The following is a 7,757-nucleotide window of genomic DNA, read 5'->3' as shown; positions in this document are numbered from 1 at the left end:
AAATTAACTAATCGCGCAACTTAAATAACACCATGAGCTTCGGAGCATTCATTCGACTTCATCGAGAGGCAAAGGGCATGCAAATGAACGACTTTGCCCGTCTGCTCGAGATTTCGCCTGCCTACTGGTCACGCATTGAGCGCGACAGGGAAAATGCCCCCAAAGACGAGTTGATCATCAAGGCAGCAGAAATTCTCGGCGTTAGCGTTGACGATGCATTCATTGAAGCAAGCCGCTTGCCGCCGGACTTGCAGACAGAGGTTGGCAATGTCGTGCGGATGTACCGCAAGCAGTCGCAGGCGGAGAAGTGAATGTCTTTACTAACACTCAACTACCAGCACTGCGACCGCTATTTTCCTGACTACGTCAAGCACACCCAAGTTACCAATATTGCACTGGAAGCGCGCCAGCAATTGATCAGTGGCGACACCGACGCATTGACGCTCCAAGTTCTGGCTGCCATTAGCGACATGAAGGTCAACGGCATCCCTTACGAGTTATGGGTCGACACCGATCACCCAGTTAAGGATGAGTTGGGCAACGCAGTTTTGGGCGTTTGTGAGTTTGACCCCGTTGCGTCCAAGGATGCGGCTCTGCTCTCGGTTACGCCAATCTGCGACATTGCTTCGCCTGAGTTGGTGCTGAGTACCTTTGCCCACGAACTTGGGCATGCGGTTTTTGAAGCCCCAGCTTGGATTCATGAGGCAGCACAAGGTGCGGGATTGTTTGATGACCCTGCTCTCACTGCGCACAAAGCCTATCGCATGACCACACCAGATGCGGAGCATTTGTCCAAATCGGCCCCGGCTGGCAACACGGCACATGAGGCCAGCGTTCGCTTTGCCGAGTTTCGTGCCAACGAATTTATGGGCTCACTGCTGGTGCCGCGTCAGCACCTGATACGGGCCGTTGAAGATTTGGCTGAGCAACACAGCGTGACGATAACCCGAGGTCAATCCATTGCTCCAGATTTTCCAGGCATGGGCATGACCCTGACCACCAAGAGTTCCTTTGGTTTTGACGGAATGGATCCGTTACTGAAGTCGCTGGCCACACGCTTTGGCGTTACACCGAAATTTATCCGTGTTCGCATGGATCGATACGGACTCCTCAAGCCAGGAGCCAAGAATTATTGATCGTTGAGATCAGTATTGAGCCGCCGACCTCGTGTCGGTTTTTTTGAAAACAACTATTAACCTGTCACGCAATCGCGCATTCGTCAAATCAAGGAGTTAGCCTATGTCAGAAATTGAAAAAGCCCCATTTGAAAAACAAACCCCACCAGCTGCGGATTTGCAGCCCAAAACGAAAACTGCCAAGACGCGTCAAGGCGACAACGGGATGGTCATCCTCGGAGGCATGCAGCATTTCGTGACCTTGGTCCGAAAAATCAAGCACACCAAGCTGATCGGTGAATTCATTGAGTCGGCGTTGGGTAGCCCACCTATTGCCGTGCTGCCGCTTTTGGGCAAGGCCGAGGGAAGCCTGAGCCCAGAGCGACGGGACGCTGTCTTTAAGGAAGTCGTGCAACTGGACGCGTCCGTCCAGTTGAAACTCGAGCTCATCAGTGAACGCATCGACCTGCTATGTGACAACTATGGTGCGCTGGCCATTGACGAGATGCTCACGGATGAGGAAATTGCCCGCTTCTGTGGAAAAAAAGAGTCTCCTGCGCGCTTTGACCGCGCCTTGTATCTGTATTTGCAATTGACCAAGACGGTTAGCGCAATGCGACCTGATGACCGGTTTGAGCACGCTGAAGCCCGTCAGGAATTGGTGCGGCGGGTGCATTGCAAAAAGTTCGCCAGCCATTTCGCCTGCATTAAAGGTGTGACTCCCGTATTCGATGATTCAGCGCGAGAAAAATTCAAACTTGGCTTGATGGCGCTGTTTCCCCAAATCGAAAGCGAAGACATCGTGATTGAGTCGTTCGAAAAGCGCGATTTGACCAAACCTGACCAGCCTGTTGAGTTGCACACCCTCCATGCCAAATTCAACGGATCAAACGTTTTCTATCAGCAAGTGCGAGCCGGTGTCGTTCATGACCACGAAACAACATCGCTCACCAGCCTGAGTTACGCTTTGTATGCGGAAAAAGGGCTGTTGGTCGTGTACTGCGACCATGAGGAAGTGCGTGGCGACCTTGCAGGTCTTTTTCGGGATGTGGTTTTTGATGGCAAGGGTGACATCAGCACGATGCCCATGTACGAGTTCAATCTTGATGATTTCAGAGATTCAGAAATGCTCGCCCGCATCAAAAGCAATCGGATTGATGGCATTGAAAGTATCACCATTCGCACAATCACTGTGGCGAAAAATCATAGCCGTGATGTGTTCGTCAAAGGCCGAGCAATGCAGCGCAGGGTCAGCAATTGCCTTGATATTCGCCACGACCGCTATGAAGATCGAGACATTTATACCGTCGCAAAGGATGAGCATCACCTCGCCGACTTGAGCCAATATGCAGTGCCTCAAGTGAAGCTGTCGATGCGAATCGCCAGAACACTTCACCGCAAATCACATGCCGTGTCAGTCAACCTCAAGGTTCCCAACGACTTTAACGAAGGCGACAAGACGATGGAAGACAAGAATTTGATTTACGCACAGCTCCAGAAATTGGGCTGCGCTCATCGTTATTAAAGTCGTTCGTGACCATTCACGGTGACTATTTTTCGGCTTTGCGACGCTCGGGCAAGACAAGCGAGCGTGTCATGTCCGATCAGCTCAAGGGCTGTATCGAGACCTTTTCACAGAAAAAGTGGATTACCCCCGCTGGCATTTTGTCGTCAATTTGGGTGCCTGTGCGCGACCTTGATGTGCATGAGGAAGTTCAAGTTCAAATTGATGAGATTGCCGGTGTTTTCACTTACAAGAGTCCAGGTGTCAGAAATCGGACGCTAACCCGCCCTTTGTCTGACATCGCCGTTTATTCATTCAACCCCGATGTTTGGTTCGATGCGCTTGTTGATCTGTTTGAAATTGAACCTTCAAAAACTGAGTCTCAGCGGCAGTTGATCGAAAACCATCTGTGGCATTTAGGTGATTTGCGCATCGGCAACACCAATCATCAAGCGCCTCTGTACCTGGCAATGCGGCTTGAACATTGCACAGCAGACTGGAAGCGGGCTTTAGAAGATCGCCGACGTGACCCTCGGGGTATTGTGCTGGTCGATAAGTTTGACGACAACATGGTTGTGGCCAATGGACATCAAGTTTGTTGGATCGAGTCTCTTCTCAAACAAAACCACTCGCATGTCTCGGTTCGGCGCGACATGCTGGATCGAATGCTCGGATTTGATGGCACACCTCAAGCAACGGATTCTGTCTGGTTCAACGAAAGCACGGGCGAGCTCAAGTTGCCACATATGGAAAAGTCCAAATCATTCAAAGGAAAGCAGCTGGCTGTGATTCGAGCGTTTTGGCGCGTCAGGAGCGAAAAATTCCCCGCGTTGAAATGGGAGGATGTCATCGAGCGAACCGGGTGTGGCAAAGACCCTGGTTCCACTTTCGGATATGACAAGTGGAGCATCTACCTGGAGAACGTAGACCCTGGAGCAGGCATGTACGAACTCAGAAACAAAAGTTGATCCGTTGAATTTCCGGAGGTTTTTCCGGAAGTTTTCCGGAACGTATCCGGAGGTCGGTGCGAAGAATACGAAGTGGCTTTTCAACCAATGGAGCACTTCTTATGCAACGCCACTTCACCACCGATCAGACGGGACGAACGCCCGTCAAATCACACTATGCCGCTGTCTTGCGGCTTGCCCTTGACGAACAAGAGTTGTCCCAACGCTGGGGTCTTTCGGTAAAGACTTTACGCAGATGGCGGCAAGAAAAATTGGGCCCTATCTTTTGCAAGATGGGTGCCCGGGTCACCTATCTCATCTCTGAGATCGAAGCCTACGAGCGCCGCGTGTCGCGCCACTCCACTTTCACATCGGTTTACCAATGAAAGGGGACGTGACCATGACCAATCTCACCCTCTACCCAGCCGACATCGCCGAGATGTCCGTGTCACAAATCGCCCGGCTTTCACCACTGCAAAAGCATGAAATCAGCAAAAACCTGATCGAAGCCAGCGCATTTCTCAAAAAGCAACTGAGCAAGCTGGATGCCGCCTTGGAGCAGGAATATGCAGCAAAAGCAAAAGCTGCATTACTGGAGTCCGGTCGTGATTTTGGTACCGCTCACATCAATGACGGTCCACTGCGTATCAAGTTCGACCTCCCAAAAAAAGTCACATGGGATCAAAAGCAACTCGGCGACATCGCTGAGCGAGTGGCTGCATCTGGTGACCAGGTCAAAAGCTATATCGACATCAAGCTGTCGGTGTCCGAGTCCCGTTACACCAACTGGCCACCGGCGTTGCAGCAGCAGTTTGCCGCTGCGCGCACTGTAGACGCTGGCAAACCGTCCTTCACGTTGACCCTCGACCAGGAGGTGCAGTGATGGAGCCGTTGAAATTTCACCCTGTCAGTGAGATTTTCCCGAGCATGCCCCAGGCTGAATTCGACGCGCTGGTGGCCGACATCACGGCCAACGGTCTGCGCGAGCCGATCCACATCATGGGAGACAGCGTCGTTGATGGTCGTCACCGGTACCGCGCCTGCTTACAAGCAGGTGTCGAGCCACAGTTCGTGGTGGTGCCGGACGGCACTGACTTGAACGCCTTGGTCATTAGTCTGAACCTGCGTCGGCGGCACCTCGATGAGAGCCAGCGCGCAATGGTGGCTGCACGCTTGGCCAATTTACCACTTGGTTCAAACCAGCATGCGCAAATTTGCGCACCCTCGCAGGACAGTGCCGCTGAAATGCTCAATGTGAGTCGACGCACGGTTCAACACGCCCGTGCTGTTCTTGAGCATGGCGCGCCAGAGCTTGCAACAGCTGTTGATTCTGGTGTCATTGCGGTCTCCAGCGCAGCGGCTTTGAGCCGTCTTACCGTGGACGCACAGCAGGCAGTGCTATCTCGCACGCCCCAGGAGATTCGCGCCATTGCCCAGGATGTGGGCAACCGCATCCAGAGCGCTGGTGTGGTCGGTCAGTCTGCTGTGCGCATCTTCGATGAGGTTGCTCAAGCGACCGGACTTGATGGTGCGCAGCAACTCGCAGTAGTTCAAGTCCTCAAGGATCAGGCAACTCCGCTGCCAACGCCGATGGAGGCAAAGCGCATCGCTTCTGAAGGTGCCAAAGGTCTGCTGGTACTCGGCAGCGATGGCTGCTATCACACAGCGCCCGGCGACCCCGGTGAAAACGCTCGTATGCAGCAGTGGCTGAACTTGCGAGAGGGGCTTGAGCCTCTGGCCAAGCTGAAGTTTTCAGCAAACGAGGCATTTGCGTCCATTCCTCCCTACCAGCAGAAAAACGTCACTGACTGGCTTTCCAGCGCCGTGCCTTACCTCAATCAACTCAATTCACTTTGGAGCCAAGCCCATGCGTAATCCAACCCTCACCCACCTGCGCGAAGCGGTGCGCAATGAAATCACACAGTCCTTTGATTGTTTTGGTTTTGCCAAACCGCGTGACATCGCAAAACTGGTCTGCACAGCCAATCCCGACAGCATTGCTGCCATTGGTGCTCAGTTGGCAGAAAACGCCATCACCGATGTGGCGCGCCGTGAACTCAAAAACAGCACCAAAAGCTGTGAGTCAAGCATGCAAATGCTGCTCCCAGGTGTGCCCGAAGTGATGGCACGCCTGCTGCCACCGGCCATCAGCATCCCCAGCGAGGACGACTCAAACGACGAGGGTGTCGTCTACAAGCCTCTGGCCAAGGTCACCTTTAGCGAGCTTGGCGCGCACTTGGACATGCTGACAAGCCAGATTCGGGCCGACATCAGTCGCCACCGGGCTCTGACCGAACTCCATGACATGGCGCTGGCCATGGGTGCCATTGGCGACAGTTGTGTTTTTGATGTCCTTGGTGCATCAGAGCACGTTGAAGCGGAGGTGGCTTAAATGGCACTTCCCATCATCACTGCTGATCAACGCCGCGCCCAGCGCCGTGGCGTCAAGATCGTCATTTTGGGCGTGAGTGGCATCGGCAAAACGACTCAGCTGAAATTCCTCGATACCCATTCCACCTTGTTCATAGACTTGGAGGCGGGCGACCTGTCTGTCTCGGACTGGGACGGCGACTGCCTGCGGCCGCGCACCTGGCCTGAGTTCCGGGATCTGGTGGTCTATCTGGCAGGGCCCAACCCGGCGCTGCCCGAGCAGTCACCGTTTTCGCAGGCGCACTTTGACCATGTCTGCTCGGTTTATGGCGACCCAGCGAGCCTGGACAAATACCAGACCTACTTCTGCGACTCCATCACGGCGCTCTCGCGGCTTTGCTTTAACTGGGCCAAGAGTCAGCCAGCAGCATTTTCTGACCGCACCGGCAAGCCTGATTCACGCGGCGCGTATGGTCTTTTGGGTCAGGAAATGGTCACCGCCTTGACCCACTTGCAACACGCTCGCGGCAAAAACGTGGTGTTCGTGGCCATCCTCGACTGCAAGACCGACGACTTCGGCCGCAAGGTATTTGTGCCGCAGATTGAGGGCAGCGCCACTGCCCTGCAACTGCCCGGCATCGTGGACGAGGTGGTCACCTTGGCTGAAATCAAGGCTGATGACGGTAGCTCCTACCGGGCATTTGTCACCTCGACCATCAACCCTTACGGCTATCCGGCCAAAGACCGCAGCGGTCGTCTTGACCTGCTGGAGCCGCCCGACCTGGGTGCGCTTATCGCCAAGTGCGCTGGCACTGGCACCCCTGCACAGCACCCACAAGCCCCAACCACCACTGATTCCAAGGAGTAATTCAAATGAACGACAACAACACCAATGCCTGGTCAGACTTTAACGACGCAGAAGCCCAGCAGTCCGGCTTTAACCTGATCCCCAAGGGTGCGCTTGTGCCGGTGCTGATGACACTGAAACCCGGTGGCCATTACGACGCCAGTCAAGGCTGGTCGGATGGCTACCCCACCCAGTCATCCAAGACGGGTGCGGTCTATTTGGCAGCCGAGTTTGTCATCACCGGTGGCGAATATGCCAAACGCAAGATGTGGTCGAACATTGGGCTGTACTCACCCAAAGGGCCAACCTGGACGCAGATGGGCAGAACCTTCGTGCGCGCCGCACTGAACAGCGCCAGAAACTTCCTGCCGCAGGACAACGGCCCACAAGCTGCCGCTGCCCGGCGCATCCAAGGCTTTGTTGATCTCGACGGGTTGGAGTTTGTGGTGCGTGTGGACATCGAAAAGGACGACCGGGGTGACGACCGCAACGTGGTCAAGATGGCCATTGAGCCTGACCACCCGGACTACGCACGTACGTTTGGTGTGCCATCGAAATTGGCACCCGGCGCACAAGCTCCAGCCAATTCAGCACCACAAGCCCCTTCGGCCCAAAGTGCAGGAACACCACCAGCACACCAAGCGCCAGGGCCGCAGCGCGCGCCAGTCTCTGGCAAACCCGCCTGGGCGCAGTAAGGAGCGCCAGCCATGAATGCCTCTTTATCCACAGCACAGGCTTATCACCCGGGCTGCTTCACTGACGCGTCGCAGTACCAGCAGTGGCGCACCTATGCCGTCAAGACCCGTGCTGGTGACAGCGACTACTGCACTGACTGCACCCGTGCCTATCAGCACCAGATGATCAAGCAGTGCCGCTGCCTGCACGCCAAAACCCGCTTCTTTGTTGACTGCGACGGTTATACCGAGGGTCGTCGCCCGGTCAGTGAACGTCTTGTCAATTGCAAGAAGAAAGGC

At 54.7% G+C, this 7,757-nt stretch carries 11 protein-coding genes; all 11 read left to right on the top strand.

Annotated elements, in window-relative coordinates:
• Positions 1 to 32 precede the first annotated feature (32 nt).
• The gene (locus PHQ58_RS22800; RefSeq protein WP_300116026.1) at positions 33 to 311 is read left to right on the top strand and encodes a helix-turn-helix transcriptional regulator; all 279 of its coding nucleotides are present in this window, start codon (positions 33 to 35) and stop codon (positions 309 to 311) included.
• Positions 312 to 1,136, top strand: a complete 825-nt coding sequence (locus PHQ58_RS22795) for a hypothetical protein (RefSeq protein WP_300116025.1) — start codon at positions 312 to 314, stop codon at positions 1,134 to 1,136.
• A 103-nt stretch (positions 1,137 to 1,239) separates the two neighbouring features.
• Entirely contained in the window at positions 1,240 to 2,640 is a 1,401-nt protein-coding gene (locus tag PHQ58_RS22790; protein ID WP_300116023.1) for a hypothetical protein, read from the top strand.
• An 8-nt stretch (positions 2,641 to 2,648) separates the two neighbouring features.
• Positions 2,649 to 3,587: a hypothetical protein gene (locus tag PHQ58_RS22785; RefSeq protein WP_300116021.1), complete on the top strand. Its 939-nt coding sequence runs from the start codon at positions 2,649 to 2,651 to the stop codon at positions 3,585 to 3,587.
• 101 nt (positions 3,588 to 3,688) lie between these two features.
• Positions 3,689 to 3,952: a DNA-binding protein gene (locus PHQ58_RS22780; protein ID WP_300116020.1), complete on the top strand. Its 264-nt coding sequence runs from the start codon at positions 3,689 to 3,691 to the stop codon at positions 3,950 to 3,952.
• A 14-nt stretch (positions 3,953 to 3,966) separates the two neighbouring features.
• Positions 3,967 to 4,449, top strand: coding sequence for a hypothetical protein (locus PHQ58_RS22775; protein ID WP_300116017.1), 483 nt, complete (start codon positions 3,967 to 3,969; stop codon positions 4,447 to 4,449).
• Positions 4,449 to 5,441 carry a ParB/RepB/Spo0J family partition protein gene (locus PHQ58_RS22770; protein ID WP_300116015.1) on the top strand — a complete coding sequence of 331 codons (993 nt, stop codon included), beginning with the start codon at positions 4,449 to 4,451 and terminating at the stop codon, positions 5,439 to 5,441. Before PHQ58_RS22775 ends, PHQ58_RS22770 begins: the two co-directional genes overlap by 1 nt.
• Positions 5,434 to 5,958: a hypothetical protein gene (locus tag PHQ58_RS22765; RefSeq protein WP_300116013.1), complete on the top strand. Its 525-nt coding sequence runs from the start codon at positions 5,434 to 5,436 to the stop codon at positions 5,956 to 5,958. Before PHQ58_RS22770 ends, PHQ58_RS22765 begins: the two co-directional genes overlap by 8 nt.
• Entirely contained in the window at positions 5,959 to 6,804 is an 846-nt protein-coding gene (locus PHQ58_RS22760; protein ID WP_300116012.1) for an ATP-binding protein, read from the top strand.
• A 5-nt stretch (positions 6,805 to 6,809) separates the two neighbouring features.
• Positions 6,810 to 7,478, top strand: coding sequence for a hypothetical protein (locus PHQ58_RS22755; RefSeq protein ID WP_300116011.1), 669 nt, complete (start codon positions 6,810 to 6,812; stop codon positions 7,476 to 7,478).
• Positions 7,479 to 7,490: 12 nt separating this feature from the next.
• On the top strand, positions 7,491 to 7,757 hold a 267-nt coding region (locus PHQ58_RS22750; protein WP_300116008.1), incomplete at its 3' end, for a hypothetical protein.

Source organism: Rhodoferax sp., assembly GCF_028688795.1.
GTDB lineage: Bacteria > Pseudomonadota > Gammaproteobacteria > Burkholderiales > Burkholderiaceae_C > Rhodoferax.
This window is presented reverse-complemented; position numbering and strand designations above follow the sequence as displayed.

Excerpts from the sequence above, each read along its gene's own strand:
- PHQ58_RS22800 (WP_300116026.1), top strand. The coding sequence starts at position 33 with ATGAGCTTCGGAGCATTCATTCGACTTCATCGAGAGGCAAAGGGCATG.
- PHQ58_RS22790 (WP_300116023.1), top strand. The coding sequence starts at position 1,240 with ATGTCAGAAATTGAAAAAGCCCCATTTGAAAAACAAACCCCACCAGCT.
- PHQ58_RS22755 (WP_300116011.1), top strand. The coding sequence starts at position 6,810 with ATGAACGACAACAACACCAATGCCTGGTCAGACTTTAACGACGCAGAA.
- PHQ58_RS22780 (WP_300116020.1), top strand. The coding sequence starts at position 3,689 with ATGCAACGCCACTTCACCACCGATCAGACGGGACGAACGCCCGTCAAA.
- PHQ58_RS22770 (WP_300116015.1), top strand. The coding sequence starts at position 4,449 with ATGGAGCCGTTGAAATTTCACCCTGTCAGTGAGATTTTCCCGAGCATG.
- PHQ58_RS22760 (WP_300116012.1), top strand. The coding sequence starts at position 5,959 with ATGGCACTTCCCATCATCACTGCTGATCAACGCCGCGCCCAGCGCCGT.
- PHQ58_RS22765 (WP_300116013.1), top strand. The coding sequence starts at position 5,434 with ATGCGTAATCCAACCCTCACCCACCTGCGCGAAGCGGTGCGCAATGAA.
- PHQ58_RS22795 (WP_300116025.1), top strand. The coding sequence starts at position 312 with ATGTCTTTACTAACACTCAACTACCAGCACTGCGACCGCTATTTTCCT.
- PHQ58_RS22775 (WP_300116017.1), top strand. The coding sequence starts at position 3,967 with ATGACCAATCTCACCCTCTACCCAGCCGACATCGCCGAGATGTCCGTG.